This is a genomic window from Flavobacterium sp. TN-1 (genome assembly GCF_052828645.1).
Genome location: NZ_CM128253.1, coordinates 2,534,040 through 2,552,764, shown reverse-complemented (window position 1 = coordinate 2,552,764; position 18,725 = coordinate 2,534,040). Strand labels below are relative to the sequence as shown.

The window sequence follows — 18,725 nt, the reverse complement described above, 5'->3', positions numbered from 1 at the left end:
CCATAACAACCGTTACTAACAAATAAATTTTAATAGTTATGAAACCTGTATATTTTACAATTGCGGGATTATTCTCTTCTGTAATTTTTTCTCAACAATTTAATATAAATGCTGATTTAAGAGTACGACTAGAAAATAGAAATGGTTATAGCACATTAAAACCTGTTAATGAAAAAGCAGCCACTTTTACTACTCAAAGAACTCGTATTTCTTTTGATTATAGTTATAATAATATAAAATTAGTCGCTTCGCCTCAAAACGTGAGAACTTGGGGGGATGTATTAACTAATTCAAAAAATGATACAGGTATAAATTTCCATGAAGCTTATGGAGAAGTAAAATTAAATGACAAATTATCTTTTAAAATAGGACGACAAGAAATAGCGTATGACGATCATAGAATTTTAGGAAGTATAGACTGGACAATGCAGGCTAAAAGTCATGATGCTTTTCTATTTAAGATTATTCCTTCTAGTAAACAAATCATACATCTAGGTCTTGCATACAATGCAAATAAAGAAACTAATTTTAAAGAAATTTATCTTCCTTCTCAATATAAATCGCTCCAATATGCTTGGTATAATGGAACTTTTAAGAATTTAAATTTAAGCTTATTAATCTTAAACAATGGTATGCCTTATTTGATAAATGGAGAAGAAAAAATAGATTATAGTCAAACATTCGGACCTAGATTCGTATTCAAGAAAGGAAATTGGAATATTGATGGAGCTACTTATCTTCAAACAGGAAAAATAAATACAAATCGTGTAATGGCTAATTACTTTACTACAAACATAAATTACAAATTTGTTCCGTCATTCCTAGCAGGTCTTGGTTTTGAATATATATCAGGAAAAGATCAAGATGATACTAGTAGCGACATTAAATCATTTAATCCGTTGTATGGAACAAATCATAAGTTTAATGGATATATGGATTATTTTTATGTAGGAAATCACATTAATACTGTAGGTTTAACTGATTTTTATCTGAATTTACAATACGAAAAAGATAAATTTTCTGCACGTCTTTCACCTCATTACTTTTTATCAAGTGCAAATATTTATCAATTAGGAGAAAAAAAAGATAATTATTTAGGTACTGAAATTGATTTTACAGCTTCTTATAAACTATTTGAAAATATAACCCTAGACGGTGGATTCTCTCAAATGTTTGCCACAACCTCTATGGAAATTATAAAAGGTGGTAATAAAAACAATGGTAATAATTGGGGTTTTTTATCCATAAAAATTAACCCCAACCTATTCTATTCAAACTTTAAGATTCAAAATTAACCCTAATACAAATACAATAATATTTAAAATTTACATTATGATTAAGCATTTAATATTCTCGGCCTCTTTAGCCAGCTTATTGCTTATTGGCTGTAAGAAAGCATCTAATTCCTCATCTATTGATCCCGCTTCAATCGAAGTAGAAGGCGATCCAATTCAGGCAGAATTAACAGCTCCTCCTTTTGTTCCCAAACCTGTAGGCGATCGATCTGCCAAAAAACTTATTGTCAATATGGAAATTATTGAAAAAGAAGGTGAAATGGCGGATGGTGTAAAATATGTATATTGGACCTATGGTGGTTCTGTACCAGGAAGCTTTATTAGAACAAGAATTGGCGATGAAGTTGAATTTCATTTAAAAAATCACCCTAACAATAAACTTCCTCATAATATAGATTTACACGCTGTTACAGGTCCTGGTGGTGGCGCAAAGTCTTCGTTTGTAGCTCCTGGTCATGAAGTTACCTTTTCGTTTAAAGTACTCAATCAAGGTCTTTATGTATACCATTGCGCTACTGCTCCAGTAGGTATGCACATTGCAAATGGTATGTACGGTTTAATACTTGTTGAACCAGAAGGAGGGTTACCCCCAGTTGATAAAGAATACTACGTAATGCAAGGTGATTTCTATACAAAAGGAGCCAACGGTGAAAAAGGGTTACAACCTTTTGATATGGCAAAAGCCATTAAAGAAGAACCTGATTATGTTGTTTTTAATGGTAAAACAGGTTCGTTAGTAGGTGATAATGCCTTAACCGCAAAAGTCGGAGAAAGAATTCGTTTGTTTGTAGGCAATGGTGGTCCTAACTTAGTTTCTTCTTTCCATGTTATAGGCGAAATATTTGATAATGTTCACATAGAAGGAGGAAAAACAATTAATCATGATGTACAAACCACTCTAGTACCTGCTGGTGGCGCTGCTATTGTAGATTTTAAAGTAGAAGTTCCTGGTACCTTAATATTAGTAGATCACTCAATCTTTAGAACTTTTAATAAAGGTAGTTTAGGAATGATTAACGTTACTGGAGAGGATAATAAAAAAGTATATTCTGGAACTCAATCAGATCAAGTATATCTTCCTGAAGGAGGAACAATTCAGTCTATGCCTAACGAAAAAGTCATTAAACCTGCTAAAGCAGTTACACTTACAGAACGTATTGCTGACGGTAAATCAGTTTATGGAAAAACCTGTTTTGCATGCCATCAAGCTAATGGAGAAGGATTACCTAATGCCTTCCCTCCTCTTGCCAAATCTGATTTCTTAAATGCTGATATTAATAGAGCTATTGAAATTATATTAAAAGGTAAAACAGGTGAAATAACTGTAAATGGTAAAAAATTTAATAGTGTTATGACCGCTCAAACACTTACAGATGAAGAAGTAGCAAATGTTCTTACTTACGTATATAGCCAATGGGGTAATAGTAAAAAAGAAGTTACATCTGCCATGGTTGCAGCTGTTAGAGCTAAAAAATAATATCCAAATTTTTTAATTATTAATTCTATGAAACGTTTATATTTCCTTATAATAATACTTATTTTTATTTCTTGTCAAGAAAAAACAAATTTAGAAACGAATCGAAATATAAACAAACCATCTATTTCTACTCTTAAAGACAAGTCTTTCGGAGTAGAAACTCAGATGGTATACATAAAAGGAGGGGCTTATATCCCTCTTTATGGAAAAAATAATAAAAAAGTTAATATTTCTAGTTTTTATATGGATGTATATCCTGTAACCCATCAAAACTTTTTAGCTTTTGTAAAAACCAATAGTAAATGGCAAAAATCAAAAATTAAAAAAATTTTTGCTGATGAAAACTATCTTAAAAATTGGAAATCTAATACTGAAATTGAGAATAAAGATAAATTAAATTACCCTGTTACAAATGTTTCTTGGTATGCGGCAAATGCCTATTGCGAATGTCAAGGCAAACGTCTAGCCACAGTAGACGAATGGGAATATGTGGCTATGGCAAATGATAAACTCCCCGATGCACGAAAACAAAAATCATATAATCAATTCATTTTAGATTGGTACGAAAAACCACAAGCATTTGATCATGAAGTAGGAAAAACATTCAAAAATTACTATGGTGTATACGATTTACACGGATTAGTATGGGAATGGACTTCTGACTTTAGCTCCATCCTTTTAACAGGAGAATCTAGAAATGATGTTACTACTGACAAAAACCTATTTTGTGGCAGCGGCTCATTAAACGCTTCGGATCTAATGAATTATGCAGCCTTTATGCGATACGCTTTTAGAGGTAGTATAAAAGCTAATTATGCCATACAAAACCTTGGATTTAGATGCGTAAAAGATTCCATAAAAAGATAAATTTTATATACATGAAAAAATTAGTATTTATACTTAGTTTTCTTTCATTATTGGGATGTAAAAAAATAGACTCAAAAACAGAAAATAACACTATATCAGAAGAATCTATTTTTAACCTAACCAGCCAATGGAAAACCCAAGATAACAAAACCATTTACCTTGAAAACTTAAAGGGAAAGGTAACTGTAATGGTTATGATTTATACAAGCTGCAAGGCGGCTTGTCCTAGATTAGTAGCGGATATGCGCGATATAGAATCAAAAATACCTAAAAACAAATTAACACAATTAAATTTTGTTTTAGTCAGTATAGATCCTGAAAACGATACCCCTGAAAGATTAAAAAAATTTGCCAAAGATAACCTAATGAATGCACCACATTGGACTTTTTTGCAAGGTAATCCAAATACCGTTCAAGAATTTGCTAACGTACTTGCTGTTAAATATAAAAAAATTTCTCCTATGGATTTTTCACACTCAAATATTATAAGTGTATTTAATAAAAACGGAGAACTTATTTATCAACAAGAAGGATTAGGAGTAAACAATGAAAATACAATCCATAAAATTACTGAAACTCTAAAAAATTAATTTATACAAACAATCAAACGGAATCTTTATCCCCTTCTACACACGTTCATACCTTATTTACAAAATCGGATAAGATTCCGTTTATCTTATTTAATCATGAAAGATATAAAACCCTATTATTTTGCTTTAGGTAAAGAAGAAGATGTCTTTACTCATGCTTATCAAAATAAACTTCCTCTTTTACTCAAAGGTCCTACTGGAACAGGTAAATCTAGATTTGTTGAGTATATGGCATATAAACTCAATAAAAAACTCTTAACCGTAAGTTGTCATGAAGAAACTTCATCTACTGACTTAATAGGCCGATTTATCATAAAAGGAGCCGAAACAATCTGGATTGATGGTCCTTTAACAACTGCTTTAAAAGAAGGCTCTATTTTATATTTAGATGAAATAGCCGAAGCTCGTCCTGATGTAATTGTGGCCATCCATTCATTAACAGATCATAGAAGAGAACTATTCATAGACAAACTTGGAAAAACCTATAAAGCACATGAAAACTTTATGATCGTTGCTTCCTTTAACCCTGGTTATCAAAGAGGATTCAAAGAGCTAAAACCTTCTACAAGACAGCGTTTTGTGGCCTTGTCTTTTGAATATCCAAAAAGTAAAATTGAAACTGAAATTATTGCTAGCGAAACGGGTATTGATCCTAACATTGCTAATAAAATTGTAACCATTGCTAATAAAATTAGAAATCTAACAGAACTTGGTTTAACCGAAACCGTTTCAACAAGATTACTCGTAGATGCCGCTAAACTTATTCATTCAGGATTGCCCAAAAGATTGTCTATACACACCGCTGTTGTAGAACCTTTAACGGACGATTTACAAACTGTTCAATCCTTAAAAGATTTGTGTGATTTAATGATATAATATCTTTTCAATATTAAAATTGACTGAACTCTTTATCTATGAATCATATAGTACAAATTAACAACCCTAAATTACAAATTAAAAAAGGAATCAATTATGAGTATAGATTTAGACGAAATAATATTTAGTTTTGTAGCAAAATATCTACGAAAATCACAAAAAAAAGCTTTAGAATCCAATAAAAATACCGTTTTTTTAAAAGACATTACACCACGATTAACACTTATAGCTAATGCCGTTAGTGGAAAATCTATTACTATTTATCCCGCTGAAAAAGAAGGCGGTTACAAAAACAACAACTTCTTTTTGCCTGAATATTTTAACCAATTTGAATCCTATGAGAAAAATATTGCTTTTTATTTCTTTAGAATTCTATACCTCTCAACACAGCAATCCCTTGAATTAAATTGGAATGAGCCAGAAAATGACGTAGAAAAATCACAAAATGAAGCAAAAATAGCTTCCGTTCAAATACTTCCTATCCTTTTTGAAAATTTCCCTAAAACTAAATATATATATGCTTTTTTATTAGATCATTTTCTTAGTAAAAAAGCAACGAATCCACATTTGTACTGGTTATATGGAAAATTTATGTTTGCAAAAAAAGAAGAAAATATAGAAGAAGAAAATACAAATCATACAAGTTTAAAGTCTACCAAGAATGATGAGGTAAAAACGACTTTAAAAACCGTAGGAGTTGAAGAAATAAAATCCCTTCAAATAGATAAAAAACAACAAGATGATGATGTACTTAATCATAGTTTTGAAAAAGTAGAAACTGTAGATGAATTTTATGGAAATTGGAAAAATTTTGATGGTGAAGACGAGTTAGAAGAACATAACGATGCTTTAGAAGAAATAAAAATGCGTTTTACTGTACGAGTAGATGACACAGCCCATTCTATTTATCAATCTGATTTTATTGAAAACCTAACCATAGCAGAATCAACCGAAAAAGATGCAAAAGGAACTTATATATACTACAATGAATGGGATTTTTCTGCACTAAAATACCGTACTAATTTTTGTAAAGTATATCCAAAACTTCAACTAAAAACAGATCCTAAGTTTTATTATGATACTATAAAAAACTATACTCCTGTTCTAAACAAATTAAGAAAATCATTAACTCATATAAATAATAAATTATTACAACAAAAAAAACAAACACAAGGCAACGAATTTGATATTGATGCTCTAACTGATTTATATGTAGATGTACATACCCAAAAAACACCTTCTGAAAATATTTATTTTTCAAATAGAAAAAAAGAGAAAGATCTTTCCATTTTATTATTACTGGATGTCAGCTTATCTAGTGATAGTTATGTAGATGGAAACAAAGTTTTAGATGTAGAAAAGGAAGTTTCTATCTTATTTGGTGAAATTTTACATGAATTTAATATTGACTTTTCAATAGACTGCTTTTCATCAAAAACAAGAAATCATATAAATTATATTACACTAAAAGACTTTACCGAAACTTGGGACATCGGTAAAAAAAGAATTGGTTATATAAAACCTGGAGGTTACACACGCATTGGAGGTGCTATTAGACACGCGGGAAATAGATTAAAAACACGTAAAACTAAAAACAAATGGATTATCTTAATTTCTGATGGAAAACCAAATGATTATGATAAATATGAAGGTAAATATGGCATAAATGATGTAAAACAAGCATTAAAAGAATTATATGTGAATCAAATAAATTCTTATGCCTTAACTATAGAAGCACAAGCTAAATATTATTTACCTCAAATGTTTGGTCAAAATCATTTTCAAATACTTAAAAACCCTATCGAACTAATAAATGCCCTAGTCTATTTGTTTGATAAAATTAAAAGACAATAATATATAACTCTAAAACATTGTAAATGAACAAAACGACAAAAAACTATAAAAACTTTTATTATCCTCCTGGAGGTATTTTAGTATGGATAATTATCTTTTTAGAAATTTTAACTTTCGGAATGGCAATTATAGCTATGAGCTATAATGCACAAGAAGAAATAAAAATATTTAACGAATCACGTTTAAAGTTAAATAATCTAATAGGAGTTATCAATACTTTTATATTACTTACAAGTGGTTTCTTTATGGCTGTTTCTGTTAATTATGCTAAAAAGAATAATCATAAAAAATTTAATCTATACCTAAAAATAACCATGCTACTAGGAGTGTTCTTCTTAGTCTTAAAAAGCTATGAGTATTTTGAAAAACTAAGTCATAATATATACTTAGAAACAAATACATTCTTTACTTATTATTGGTTACTAACAGGTTTTCACTATTTACATGTATTAATTGGTTTATTCATTCTCTTAGCTATTTATTTTAACAAAGACAAAAATAATTTAACCAAAAATCTCTTTGATATAGAAGCGTCTGCAGCTTTTTGGCACATGTGTGACCTAATCTGGTTAATCTTATTTCCTACTTTATATTTAATTTTTTAAACTATGGAAAAACATTTAATTAAAACGTATAGTCTTTTATTAATATTAACCTTATTAACATCTTTTTTACAAACAACTGATATACATCATATTATCAAGATTAGCCTTACAATGCTTCTTTTTTTAATAAAATTAGTAGTAGTAGCATTTGAATTTATGGAACTAAAAAAAGCAAATATCGCTTGGAAATTTATCCTAATAAGTTTTTTATTTCTAATTATAATAATTGTTCTTTTTATCAATATTTAAACAATAAACTATATAAGTAACGGATAAAATCCAAAATACCTGAATGATAAAATTTCTTGAATTAACAAAATTATATTGTATTAGTGCTATTTATTTATTTGAGAAATCAATACTAATAACACTCCTACTAATATTAATAAAGAAATATAAATTAAAACTTCATTTGTGAAAGGCAAGTAAATATTAAAATAAGGGAAACCTCCTTGAGCAAATAAAAATACTTGATTTAAAACTACTCCTAAACTAAATATTTTTAAACCCAAAATAGTATTTTTTTTGAGATCTAATATTCTTTCTATAAACAAAATAACTAATAAAAACAATGTAACGATACATAAAAATACTAAATGTAAATAACCAATTATGATAGTTCTATTAGTACATACAAACTCTTTTAAATCATCTATAAGTAAACCTATTTGTAAAAGAAATTTTAAATTAGTTGCTATCAGAATTATCAATAAAATTCTTTTTACAATAGAAGGTAATATTCTATATTTTTCTTTAAATTTTATAGTAAAAACATATTGAATCTTTAACCAAAAATAAAAATTTAAAAAAGTAAAAATAGCAGTTAATACAAACAACCATTTGGGAATTTTAACCCAAAGTATAGACAATACATACGTTATTATACAAGAAATAAAAAATACATAAAAAGAATTTCTTAACTGTTTTGTTGTTTTTATGTCCAATGATAAATTTTTAATAAACAATCCAATAATACTAAAGAAAAACCAACCATTATATTGAAAATGTAAATAAAAATAAATAGAAGAATAATAAATTGTTTCATTTATATTTTTTGTAGCCAACATATAGGCTAAACAAAAAGTTCCTAAAGTAGAAAAAATATTAAAAAACAATCCTCCTTTAATCCATATATTTGAAATAGTATTTTCTTTATTATCCTTGTAAAAGTAATAAACAAAAAAATAAGTTATAATTATAGATAAAGTTGATAGTATTATGGATATTAAACCATAACCTTGCATTATAAATGAAAAAAGCATTCCATAAGAACAAATTAGATTTATCACAAGTAACATATTATACTTTTTAGAAACTAATTGATTTTGAAATGATCCTAATAAAATAAATAATGTTTGAGTAATCCAACCTGAAAAGGCAAAATGCGAATGTGAATGCAGAAGATTTTTTTGTTGAAAAAAAGGAAATTCAAAAGCTATTTTATAACGCATTATAGTTCCTAAAATTACAACAATAAACAAATTAAAAATAGAAATGAATAACCAATTCTTATTCGTAATTTTCATTAAAAATAGATTTTATGATTAATAATTTCAATAATGCCTGTTTTTTTTAATTTTGAACAAGCTCGAATAACAGTTTCTACTCTAAGCCCTGTAAAATTTGCAATTTCTTGACGAGTAAAAGGAATAAAAATCTTTTTTTTTATGTTTTCTGGTTTTTGAATCATTAAAAAAGAAATTATTTTTTGTTCTGTATTTTGATTAATTATATCCTTTGAAGACTTAGCTTTTCCTACAATTCTTTTAGATAAAATTTTAATGAATAATGTCTTCAATTCTGGTATGTCTTCAAGCATATTGAAAAATTTATTTTTAGAAAGTTTTAAAACCATACTATCTTTTATACAAGCTGCTGTAGTAGGATAACTTTCATCAATAAATAAAGGAGGTTCTCCAAAACTTTGTCCAGTCAAAAAATAACCTTGTACAAACTCCTTTCCTTCCTCGTTTCTGTTAAACATCCTAATACCACCGCTTATAATAAAATAAAAAAATAAAGCTGATTCACCTTCATTAAAAATTACTTCATTTTTTTTAAATATTTTTTCTACCCCCCCATACTTTATAAAATCGTCATAATACTTAATCATATTCTATTTATTAAACTAAATTTAATTCTACTTTATATTTACTTATCTCATATTTTTATTTCAAAAATAGGTTTCAACAGTTTGTAATTAGCATCTCTTAATAGAAAGTCTTACCTTGGTTAGTTTTCATCTATTTATATAATAAAAACCTTATAATAGGATAAAAATATCTTATTACAAGGTTTTATTTTATGACTTTTATCAGTATTTAGTATTTTAAAAATGCGCTACCTTTCTTTATTCCTGATGCTAATTCTTCTAGGGTTGTATTTCTAAAAACATTCAATAAATTTGATTTTATTATTTTAAACTTATCGTGAAAGGGGCATGGATGTTCTTCAGAACAATCTCTTAACCCAAGTCCACAACCTTTAATAATAGAATCACAATCTAAAGCTTCAATAATTTCTAGCAGTGTTATTTTATTCAATCTATTTTTTTCAATATAAAACCCTCCTCCACTTCCTTTAGAAGATGAAACAATATTTTTATGAACTAACTTTTGTAAAATTTTAGCTGTAAAAGCCATTGGAGAATCTATTTGATTAGCTATTTCCTTCTGACTCATTTTTTTATTAATTACAGATTCAGATGCAATAAAAATAATTGCTCTAATCCCATATTTACAAGTTTTAGAAAACATACTTTTTTTATGTAAATTTATTCATAAAAAATAATTCAATAAAATATTTACTGTAATACTATTACTTTTTTTAGGCATAAATATCAAAAAAAGCCGTTTCTATAAAAATGAAACGGCTTTAGTATATTTAATATAAATATTTGCTACAAATCTTTAATAACAAATTCACTTCTACGATTTAACTCATGTTCTTCCTCTGTACAAGATTCTTCAGTACTACATTTTATAACAGGTTGACTTTCTCCATATCCTTTTGCAATAATTCTTTTAGATTCTATTCCTTTATCTATAAAATAATCTTTTGTAGAAGTTGCTCTATTTTCTGACAAAATTAAATTATATGTTTTTCCTCCTCTTATATCTGTATGTGAGCCAATTTCTACAATCATATCAGGATATTTTTTCATCAAATCAATTACTTTATCTAGTATTGGTTTAGAATCACGACGAATATACCACAAATCATAATCAAAATATATAGGATCTGTTTTTATAATTAGTTTATCTTTTTGAACAATAATATCTTTTTCTTTTGCTAAAATTTCTTTTCTTTTTTCTTTTTTCTTTTCTTCTTCTATAGCTCTTTCTTTTTCTTTTTCTTCTTCCTCTGCCTTTTTCTTTACTTGTTCTGCAATATCTTTTTCTTCTTGAATTTTGGCTAAAGATTTTAATTTCATAGAAGCATCATTTTCTTTATTTCGTTCTTTTTGAACTAATAATGAGTGTTTATCATCTATATACCCTTCTTTTGATGCTTTTATTGTATATTCTTTTTCACATTCGACTGTGAATCTAAATTTACCATTAAAATCAGTTGTAACAATTTCTATATCTTTTTTATTAATTAGATCATATAAAATAACTTTTACTTCTTTTAATGGTAAAGTTGTATCTAGATCCGTAATTATACCTGATATATATTGTTTACAATCTTCTAGAATAAGAGGTTTTATTTCAGATATAAAATAAAGATCATCTCCTCCTTTTCCTCCTTTTCTATTAGATGAAAAAAAACCTTCTTTAGTGTTTGAATCAATATTAAAAGCAAAATCATCTACTCCTGAATTGATTGGCAAACCTATATTTGTTGGCTTAGAAAAGTTTTCATTGGCAATATCTGAAACAAAAACATCCAGAGCTCCAAAACCTATATGTCCGTTAGAAGAGAAATATAACTTATTATCTTTTGAAACGAAAGGAAATTGTTCACGACGTGTGGTATTTATTAAATTGCCTAAATTTTTTGGTTTTCCAAACAAACCATCATTAATTTCAACACTATAAATATCGAAAGAACCTTTACTTCCAGGCATATCAGATGAAAAATAAAGCATTTTTTCATCAGGGCTTAATGCTGGATGAGCTGTAGAATAATTAGGATTATTAATGGGTAATGAAATTATATTATCCCATTTACCATTAATTAATTGAGCTCTATAAATATGTAATACTGAAATCTTATCATCATTTTTAGCCCTTCTACCATTTTTTTTTGTGTAATTTCTAGTAAAATACATTGTTTTTCCATCTGCTGTAAAAACAGGAGTTGCTTCGTGCATTGAAGATTTTAACTCGTTTGCAAAATAGTTTACTACTGAATCTTTTATATAAATGTTTTTTAATGGAACTGAAACTAAATTTAAATAAGATTCATTATTCCATTTATATATTTTATCTAAAAAATTTGGTTCTTTTTTAGTAGCTGCATAAACTAATTTATCATTATAAATAACAGCTCCAAACTCAGATTTATTAGTATTTATTTCTAGATTTTTAATTTTAAAACGTTCACCAATAGCTGTTACATTTTCCAATATTTTAAGATCTTTTTCTAATAGTATCAATTCAGAAGATTTTCCTTTTTTAGAATAGTAATCAATTAAAACTTGATTTGCTTCTGCATAATTTGCGGTAGCTTTTAATGATTCTGAAAAACGAAAATAGTATTCTTCAGATAAATCTTTTCCATAATTTTTAATCAAAAAACGATAATATCGCTGTGCACTTTTCAAATCATTTGTAAAATAATATGAATCCCCAAGATTTTGAATGATCTCTTGTGAACGATTTTCAACTACTAGCTTTTCATACAATGGTATCGCTTCACTGTAATAGGTTCTATTAAAATATTTTCTTGCTCGTTCTAAATTATTTTCTTGAGTAAATCCCAATAATGAAAATAAAAGAATTGATATATATAATAATCTTTTCATCTTTTTAAAATTTATTTTTTAACGGTCGCAATTAAAAGGAAGTTGATATTGTATATTGTTAGAAAAATCTTGGTGATTTATCATATCCTTTTGTCAATAAATCTAAATTAAAAATTAAGAATACTTCGTGTGTACCTGAATTAAATCTCCCTAAATTAGACAATGTATGATCGTATGAATATCCTATTTTTAAGTTACTCGTAGCATTAATGGCTATTAAACCGCTTGCTGAATCATTTAATCTATAAGAAGTTCCTAATTCTAAACGATTATTATATAAAAAATTTGCTGAAATATCTAATGATACTGGGGCGTTTTTTACAATTTTTGCCATGATAGAAGGTTTTAGTTTCCACATTTCATTTATATCGAAAACATATCCTGCTGTAGCAAATAAATGTATTTCTTCTGATCCTAATGCATTAATTCCTTGACGTTCCTCAATATGTTTAGTTGGTAATAAATTGGGAGCTGAAATTCCTATATAATACGTATCTGTAAAGTAATAAGCTCCTACTCCTACACTTGGTTTAAAAGCATTTATATTATTATTAAAAGCTTGATCTGTAGTTGTATTTCCTGATTCTAATTTGAAACCATTAAAATTTGTTGTTAAATTCGTAAATCCTGCTTTCATCCCAAAAGATAATCTTTGGCTTCCTTCCAGTTGAAGTATATATGCAAAATCAGCATAAAAATTATTTTCTTTTTTAGCACCATCTCCTATATTATCTGTAACTAATGAAAGTCCTAATTCTATTTTTTTATTTACAGGTATATGAGCAAAGGCAGTCATCGTTTTAGGAGCTCCAACAGCTCCAACCCATTGTGAACGATATAGCACACCTAAGTCTAAAACGGATTCTTTTACTGTAGCATAAGCTGGATTTACCACACTCATATTATACATATAGTGTGTATATTGAGGATCTTGTTGAGCAAAATCCGTAAGGCTAATTAATAATAAACAGCCTATATATATATACTTTTTCATTGATCTTGTTACTTTAATAATATTAACGATTCAAATATAGACGTCCTTGTTTTGCTGGAATATTATCTTTATTAAAATTGATTAAATAAAAATATACATCATTAGGGACTACTGAGTCAACCAAATTAACTGAGGCAGAGTTTTTACCATCCCAATCATTATCTTTATTTCCTCTAAATAATAAATTACCATATCTATTATAAATTTCAATAGTATAATTAGGATAAACAAATTCTATATTCGGAATATGAAAAGTATCATTTATACCATCTCCATTAGGAGAAAAACCATCAGGAATAAAAAAGTTATCAGGAACATTACAATCTGTCAATGAAACAGTCACGGTTAGGACCTCTTTTGACTTACATCCATTTATTGAATTTGTACTAAATCCGTAGTAGGTCATTCCTTCCTGTAGTAAATTAGAGGGTAGCATTAGTTTTCCTTTGACTAAAGCATCATACCATTCTATAGTTGAAGAGGCATTTGTTTTATTAGACAAATCTTTAATTGTAGGTTTATTTAATCCACAAAAATTTTCTCCATTCGGATTTAATATCGGGGCTTCAACAATATCAATCATAATATTTACAGGTACTCGCTCTGTCTCACAACCTGTTGCTAAATTAATTTTTGAAACATAGTACTTACCTGATTTTAAAGAAAAAGTACTTGATAATGAGCTAATAGCAAGATCCGAGCTATACCATAAATAATCATTTCCTTGTGGTTTTAAGTTTTGTATTGTAGCATTTTCTGTTTCACAGAAAACTTGATCTGATACAATAGGTAATTCAGGATAATTATATATACTAAAAGTATCTATAATATTATTCAACACTATATTACAGGAGTTATCTATATTGGTCAATTCAGTCAATAATATTGTTGTAATACCTATATTGGGTAATACTTTTTTGGGCAAAATAAATTTAGCTTTTCCTGAAACTATATCTAAATCTATTTCATTATTATGAGAATTGTTAGCTCCATTAAGATCATAAAATAATTTGACGTGTTTTAATGATTCTAAACCTGTAATAAATACTTCAACTTCTTTATCCTTGCATACATCATTAACTAATACTTTTAAATTAGAAACGAAAGGTAAAGGCTTTACATTAAAGATACTTCTTAAGTTAACTATACTTGAACATCCTGTTTCATTATTTGTTATTTTTGTAACTATAATCTCTGTTTTTCCAGCATTAAGCAATAAATTCTTAGGTATGTTAAAATTAGCAACTCCTCCTAATACGTTAAAAGTTAAAAATTGGTTAACTGCTACATTGGCTCCACTCAAATTGTATAGAATAGAATAACTACCATTTTCTAACAATAAGGCATTCTTTATAGTTGCATTAGCATTGTAATTTTGACAGACTTCATTTACAGTTAAAATACTATTTTGGAGATTAGGTAATGGATTAATTTTAACCATAAATGATTGATCTATAAAATTATTAGGACAAATTCCTAACGCATCAACATACACAAGATCTGTAACATTAACTGAATAATTACCTGATATATTAAATTTCATATTAGGAATCGTAAAATCAGCAACTCCTTTTTTAAATTCAATTCCTTGTTTAGTATTATAATAATTACCGTTATCGCCTGCAACATTATAAGTGACCAAATAATTCCCATCAGGTATTAAAACTGGATTTTGAGATAATATAGCGTTAAAAGAAGTTGTTTGAACTTCATCAATACATCTTTTATTTGGAGTAACGACTAATGATACATTTAAATAATCTATAAATTTCTCTATTGTTATAACAAAAACTGATGTTTTTTTATCACATATCGGATTAGTAGGATATACTTCATAAGTAAAAGAATAAGATCCTACTCCAAATTTTTTGTAGATTCTTTCAACATTTATAAAAGAATCTGATAAAGAAGTTAATTCACCCGTATTATTGTCATCATACCATCTACCTCCTGGATCTTCTCCTTCTAATCTATCAAACAAATTTATATTTTGATATACTGAAAAATCCTCGTTATCACAAATTTTAAGAGGTAAAGCTGTTCCTTTTTGTGCTGGTGGATAAACGGTTAACTGCGCTATAGCTCTACTTGCAGGACATTCATTTACTTCATTTACGGTATAAGAAAATGTATAAGTCTTAGGTTCTTTTAGATTTTCAACAGAAGTATCAAAAAAGTTAGATGAAACGCCTAAATTATTCGTTTCATTCACCCATACTCCATTAAATTGAGGGCTTATATTATTGGATCCTGTTCCGTCAAATAATAAGAATAAATTATAAACATTATCTCCACAAGCAGTTCCTTTTGGTCCTGGAACACCAGCATAATTTCCTACTGTTACCTCTACAGTACCAGTGGTATCTACACAGCCAGAAACATTTGAAACTGTGTAAGTATAAGTATACTTACCACTTCTTCTAATTTTCTGGACATTTAGGATGCCTGTTGTTGGATTTAATCCTCCAGATAATTCATCATCTAGCCAAACTCCTCCTCTAACAGGATTGCCTCCTAATAAAGAAAATAAATCAATAGTTTTATTACCTGGATTGGTAATATCACAAACCGTAATAACGCCAGAGTCATCTCCACCACATTGGGCTTTTGAAATTTGACTAAATAGTATCACGAATACGAATAGGAAAACTGTGGGAGCAATTTTCCCAAAAAGGGGTAACGTTCTCTTCATTTTATATGAAAATTTATACAAAAATACGTAATATTGATAGTATTAAGTATATTATAGATAAAAATCGACAAAACACGATTTTAATCGCTCAAAAACACTTTACATAGAAGAAAAAAGAGACAATAATACTTTAAGTCATGTCTATTTTTCTTTTATATAACTAAAAATGTTATAATCTTTCATCCGATACAAGTCTGTTATAAATCATTTTAAAAAACTTATTACTTTTTCATAACTTTTATAAAGTTTGTACCACAAACAAAATTTCCAAAAACAATCAAATAAAATATTTTTTTTTTAAAACAAGAACTATTTTAATTCACATAAAGTTACAAATAAAAAATGTTATTTTAAATTAAAAATAAATAGGAAATATCAATAGTGTAATTATTTAGAAAAGATCAGAAATCAGCCTTATGGAAGATCATAAAAATGTAAGATTTTAGAGAATTAGTGTTTTTAAATAGTAATAAATTTTAGGTTTTAAGATTGGTTGTAAAAAAAGTTTTCAAAAAAACGGATTGCCCCAAATAGTTATTACTTTTTGGGGCAATTTAAATAATTAGGTTTATTTATATTTTTCCTTTTTTTATTTCCTCCACTATTTCTGGATTTAATAAAGTAGAAGTATCACCAAAATTTTCTAGATCACCAGAAGCTATTTTTCTTAAAATTCTACGCATAATTTTGCCTGAACGGGTTTTAGGCAAACCGCTAACAAATTGAATTTTATCTAATTTAGCAATAGGTCCTACTTGGTCAGAAATAATTTGATTAATTTCAATTTTTAAATTTTCACGATCACGATGTTCTCCTGTTTCTTTTAGAATAACAAAACCATATAAAGCATTTCCTTTTATATCATGAGGTGATCCTACTATAGCGCTTTCAGCTACTGCTGGATGCTCATTAATAGAATCTTCAATAGGAGCGGTTCCTAAATTATGTCCTGAAACAATAATTACATCATCTACTCTACCTGTTATTCTATAATATCCCACTTCATCGCGTAGTGCTCCGTCTCCTGTAAAATATTTTCCAGGGAATTGAGAGAAATAAGTTTTTTTATAACGTTCATGGTCTCCCCAAATAGTTCTTGCAATACTTGGCCATGGAAATTTAATACATAAACTTCCTACAACTTGATTGCCTTCTATTTCATTACGCAACTCATCCATCAGAACGGGCTGAACTCCAGGTAATGGTAAAGTAGCATAAGTGGGTTTAGTAGGAGTTACAAAAGGTATGGGTGCAATCATAATTCCACCTGTTTCTGTTTGCCACCATGTATCTACTAATGGGCAACGTTTTCCTCCTACATGGTCATTATACCAATGCCAAGCTTCTTCATTAATAGGTTCTCCTACTGAACCTATTACTTTTAATGATTTTAAAGGAAATTTTTGTACATAGTCTAAATTTTCTTTAGCTAAAGAACGAATGGCTGTAGGAGCTGTATAAAATTGTGTTATTTTATGTTTTTCTATTATTTGCCAATAACGTGAAAAATCGGGATATGATAATATGCCTTCACTTATTACGGTTGTTCCACCATTTAAAAGTGGCCCGTATAATGAATAAGAGTGTCCTGTAATCCAGCCTATATCTGCTGTACACCAAAATATATCTCCATCATTATAATTAAAAACGTTTTTAAATGTGTAAGCTGTGTAAACCATGTATCCGGCTGTTGTATGTAACATTCCTTTTGGTTTTCCTGTAGAACCTGAAGTATATAGGATAAATAATGGATCTTCAGCATCCATTATTTCAGCCACACTGGTATCTAAAGCATTTTCTAATAAGGGTTGTAACCAGTGGTCACGTCCTATTTTCATATCTATTTTTTCTTTGGTACGCTCAACAACTAAAACGGTTTTAACACCATGACAACGTTCCAACGCCTCGTCTACAATTCCTTTTAGATTGATTTTTTTATCACCTCTATAACCACCATCAGATGTAATTACCATTTTGGCTTGACAATCATTTATTCGAGCTTCTAAAGCACCTGCTGAAAAACCTGCAAAAACCACAGAATGAATAGCCCCTATTCTTGCACAAGCTAGAACGGCTACTGCTAATTCAGGTATCATTGGTAAATAAATGCAAACTCTATCTCCTTTTTCTATACCTTGTTCAAGTAAAACATTGGCCATTCTTGAAACTCTTTGATAAAGTTCATTATAGCTTATTTTTTGTGATATTTCTTCGGGATTATTAGGCTCAAAAATAATCGCTGTTTTATCTCCTTTTCTTGCTAAATGACGATCAATACAATTTTTTGTTATATTAACTTTTGCATCAATAAACCATTTAAATTCAGCTTTTTGCATATCAAAATCAAAGACTTTATCCCATTTTTGATACCAAATAAAATTTTCATCGGCTATTTTATCCCAAAATTTTTTGGGTTCTCGTACCGATTTTTTATACATTTTAAAATAGTTTTCTAAATCCTTTATGGTATAATAACTCATGATTTGCCTTTTTATAAAATGGTTTA

15 protein-coding genes are annotated in these 18,725 nt (G+C 28.1%); 8 read left to right on the top strand and 7 right to left on the bottom strand.

Going from position 1 to position 18,725, the window contains the following annotated elements:
* Nucleotides 1-38 precede the first annotated feature (38 nt).
* The 8 genes from ACUXZJ_RS11290 (at nucleotide 39) to ACUXZJ_RS11255 (ending at nucleotide 7,813) form a co-directional block, all read left to right on the top strand.
* The gene (locus ACUXZJ_RS11290; RefSeq protein WP_446195029.1) at nucleotides 39-1,295 is read left to right on the top strand and encodes an alginate export family protein; all 1,257 of its coding nucleotides are present in this window, start codon (nucleotides 39-41) and stop codon (nucleotides 1,293-1,295) included.
* 37 nt (nucleotides 1,296-1,332) lie between these two features.
* On the top strand, nucleotides 1,333-2,772 hold the full coding sequence (nirK, locus tag ACUXZJ_RS11285) for a copper-containing nitrite reductase (protein WP_060382159.1): 1,440 nt from the start codon (nucleotides 1,333-1,335) through the stop codon (nucleotides 2,770-2,772).
* A gap of 27 nt (nucleotides 2,773-2,799) precedes the next feature.
* The gene (locus ACUXZJ_RS11280; protein WP_060382158.1) at nucleotides 2,800-3,639 is read left to right on the top strand and encodes a formylglycine-generating enzyme family protein; all 840 of its coding nucleotides are present in this window, start codon (nucleotides 2,800-2,802) and stop codon (nucleotides 3,637-3,639) included.
* 11 nt (nucleotides 3,640-3,650) lie between these two features.
* Nucleotides 3,651-4,229, top strand: a complete 579-nt coding sequence (locus ACUXZJ_RS11275) for an SCO family protein (protein ID WP_060382157.1) — start codon at nucleotides 3,651-3,653, stop codon at nucleotides 4,227-4,229.
* A 96-nt stretch (nucleotides 4,230-4,325) separates the two neighbouring features.
* Entirely contained in the window at nucleotides 4,326-5,105 is a 780-nt protein-coding gene (locus tag ACUXZJ_RS11270; RefSeq protein WP_063743921.1) for a CbbQ/NirQ/NorQ/GpvN family protein, read from the top strand.
* 96 nt (nucleotides 5,106-5,201) lie between these two features.
* Nucleotides 5,202-6,959, top strand: coding sequence for a nitric oxide reductase activation protein NorD (locus ACUXZJ_RS11265; protein ID WP_060382155.1), 1,758 nt, complete (start codon nucleotides 5,202-5,204; stop codon nucleotides 6,957-6,959).
* Between the two features lie 23 nt (nucleotides 6,960-6,982).
* The gene (locus ACUXZJ_RS11260; protein WP_060382154.1) at nucleotides 6,983-7,564 is read left to right on the top strand and encodes a cytochrome c oxidase subunit 3; all 582 of its coding nucleotides are present in this window, start codon (nucleotides 6,983-6,985) and stop codon (nucleotides 7,562-7,564) included.
* Nucleotides 7,565-7,567: 3 nt separating this feature from the next.
* Nucleotides 7,568-7,813: a cytochrome C oxidase subunit IV family protein gene (locus ACUXZJ_RS11255; RefSeq protein ID WP_060382153.1), complete on the top strand. Its 246-nt coding sequence runs from the start codon at nucleotides 7,568-7,570 to the stop codon at nucleotides 7,811-7,813.
* A gap of 86 nt (nucleotides 7,814-7,899) precedes the next feature.
* On the opposite strand, the gene ACUXZJ_RS11250 is transcribed toward ACUXZJ_RS11255, so the two are convergent.
* From ACUXZJ_RS11250 to acs, 7 genes are all read right to left on the bottom strand, one after another.
* Nucleotides 7,900-9,090 (bottom strand): hypothetical protein, encoded by a 1,191-nt coding sequence (locus tag ACUXZJ_RS11250; protein WP_063743922.1) that lies wholly within the window; start codon nucleotides 9,088-9,090, stop codon nucleotides 7,900-7,902.
* Nucleotides 9,090-9,677, bottom strand: coding sequence for a Crp/Fnr family transcriptional regulator (locus ACUXZJ_RS11245; RefSeq protein WP_060382151.1), 588 nt, complete (start codon nucleotides 9,675-9,677; stop codon nucleotides 9,090-9,092). The genes ACUXZJ_RS11250 and ACUXZJ_RS11245 overlap by 1 nt, the downstream gene beginning before the upstream one ends.
* Before the next feature lie 208 nt (nucleotides 9,678-9,885).
* A complete protein-coding gene (locus tag ACUXZJ_RS11240; RefSeq protein ID WP_060382150.1) occupies nucleotides 9,886-10,320 on the bottom strand; it encodes an RrF2 family transcriptional regulator in 435 nt (144 codons plus the stop codon).
* 143 nt (nucleotides 10,321-10,463) lie between these two features.
* Nucleotides 10,464-12,533 carry an OmpA family protein gene (locus ACUXZJ_RS11235; protein WP_063743924.1) on the bottom strand — a complete coding sequence of 690 codons (2,070 nt, stop codon included), beginning with the start codon at nucleotides 12,531-12,533 and terminating at the stop codon, nucleotides 10,464-10,466.
* Between the two features lie 58 nt (nucleotides 12,534-12,591).
* Nucleotides 12,592-13,527 carry a PorP/SprF family type IX secretion system membrane protein gene (locus ACUXZJ_RS11230; protein WP_063743925.1) on the bottom strand — a complete coding sequence of 312 codons (936 nt, stop codon included), beginning with the start codon at nucleotides 13,525-13,527 and terminating at the stop codon, nucleotides 12,592-12,594.
* A 22-nt stretch (nucleotides 13,528-13,549) separates the two neighbouring features.
* Nucleotides 13,550-16,219, bottom strand: coding sequence for a gliding motility-associated C-terminal domain-containing protein (locus ACUXZJ_RS11225; protein WP_063743926.1), 2,670 nt, complete (start codon nucleotides 16,217-16,219; stop codon nucleotides 13,550-13,552).
* Between the two features lie 572 nt (nucleotides 16,220-16,791).
* Complete coding sequence (acs, locus tag ACUXZJ_RS11220) at nucleotides 16,792-18,699, bottom strand: acetate--CoA ligase (RefSeq protein WP_060382146.1); 1,908 nt, start codon at nucleotides 18,697-18,699, stop codon at nucleotides 16,792-16,794.
* Nucleotides 18,700-18,725: the final 26 nt, after the last annotated feature.